General features: G+C 68.1%; 1 protein-coding gene. It reads left to right on the top strand.

Translation table 11 applies throughout. The features are described 5' to 3' along the window. Window positions 1–121 precede the first annotated feature (121 nt). Window positions 122–1,636 (top strand): IS21 family transposase, encoded by a 1,515-nt coding sequence (gene istA, locus AX690_RS16245; RefSeq protein ID WP_066684306.1) that lies wholly within the window; start codon window positions 122–124, stop codon window positions 1,634–1,636. Window position 1,637: the final 1 nt, after the last annotated feature.

The raw sequence follows: 1,637 nt of genomic DNA, 5'->3' as shown, positions 1-1,637 counted from the left end.
TGTGTTCCGGCTTGCAAAACTAACCCCCTTCTCGGGGAGATAGGCGTCCAAAGTTGACCCCCTATCCTTGAGGCTTTGATGGCCAGATCGGCGGCTTGTGGAGCTGCGGATCGAGACAGGGATGTTGGTATTGGAGACGGTGGCGAAGATCCGGCGCGAGCATTTCGCGCGGGGTAAGGGCGTGAAGACGATCGCGCGGGAGATGGGCCTGGCGCGCAACACGGTGCGCAAGGTCTTGAGATCGGGAGAGACCTCTCTGGTCTACGAGCGGCGCGAGCAGCCGCACCCCAAGCTTGGGACCTTCATCGAGCGCCTGGAGGGCATGTTGGAGGCCAATGCCTCGGGCCCTCGTAAAGACCGGCTGACGCTGACACGGATCGCCGACCTACTAAGTCGTGAGGGATACGACGGTAGCTATGATGCGGTTCGGCGCTACGCGAGCCGCTGGGCTGATCAGCGCCGGGGCGTCAGCTCGCCGGTCGAGGCCTTCGTGCCCCTGAGCTTCGCGCCGGGCGACGCCTACCAGTTCGACTGGAGCCACGACCAGGTGGAGATCGGCGGCACGCCGCTGACGGTGAAGGTGGCCCACCTGCGGCTCAGCCACAGCCGCCGCTTCTACATCCGGGCCTATCCGCGCGAGACCCAGGAGATGGTGTTCGACGCCCATGCCCGGGCCTTCGCGCTGTTTGGCGGTGTCACCCGGCGGGGCATCTACGACAACATGAAGACCGCCGTGGAGGCGGTGTTCGCCGGCAAGACCCGGCGCTTCAACCGGCGCTTCGAGCAGATGTGCTCCCACTACCTGATCGAGCCTGTGGCCTGCACCCCGGCCTCGGGCTGGGAGAAGGGCCAGGTGGAGAACCAGGTCGGCTACGCCCGCGACAACATCTTCAAGCCGCGCCCTCGGTTCAGGACCCTGGAGGAGCTGAACGGCTGGCTGGAAGCCGAGTGCGAGCGCCGGGCCCGCAACGACCGTCACCCCGAGTATCGCGACCGCACAGTCCAGGAGGTGTTCGAGGCTGAGCGGCCGTTCCTGGCGCCGTTCGTAGGGCCCTTCGACGGCTTCCACCAGGTCGAGGCCGTCGCCCAGGCCACCTGCCTGATCAACTTCGACCGCAACCGCTACTCGGTGGAGGCCAGGGCGGCGCGCCGGGCGGTGCAGATCCGAGCCTATGCCGACCGGGTCATGGTCCTGTGCGACGGCGAGGTCGTGGCCGATCATCCCCGCGGCTTTGGGCGCGACCACACCGTCTATGACCCCTGGCACTATCTGCCTGTCCTGGCACGCAAGCCTGGGGCGCTGCGCAACGGCGCGCCGTTCCAGGACTGGTCTCTGCCGCCCGCCCTGACCCGGCTGCGCAAGCGACTGGGCTCGGGCGACGAGGCCGATCGGCGCTTCGTTCGGGTGCTGGCCAGCGTCCTCGACGACGGCCTGGACGCCGTGGACGACGCGGTCCGCGAGGCCCTCGACGCCGGCGCCGCCAGTGACGAGGTGATCCTCAACATCCTGGCCCGACGGCGCGAACCGCCCAGGCCCGAGGCGATCACCACGTCACAGGCCTTGGCCTTGCGTCATCCGCCGATCGCCGACTGCGCCCGCTACGACCTGCTGCGAGGTCCCCGTGCAGCGGCATGAG

It is taken from the genome of Caulobacter sp. CCH9-E1, from assembly GCF_001556515.1.
Lineage (GTDB): Bacteria > Pseudomonadota > Alphaproteobacteria > Caulobacterales > Caulobacteraceae > Caulobacter.
Note: the sequence above shows the minus strand (reverse complement) of the source record. Positions and strands in the feature narration are given on the sequence as shown.

What these genes read in the sequence shown, in the direction of transcription:
- istA (WP_066684306.1), top strand. Translation starts at nt 122, where the DNA reads ATGTTGGTATTGGAGACGGTGGCGAAGATCCGGCGCGAGCATTTCGCG.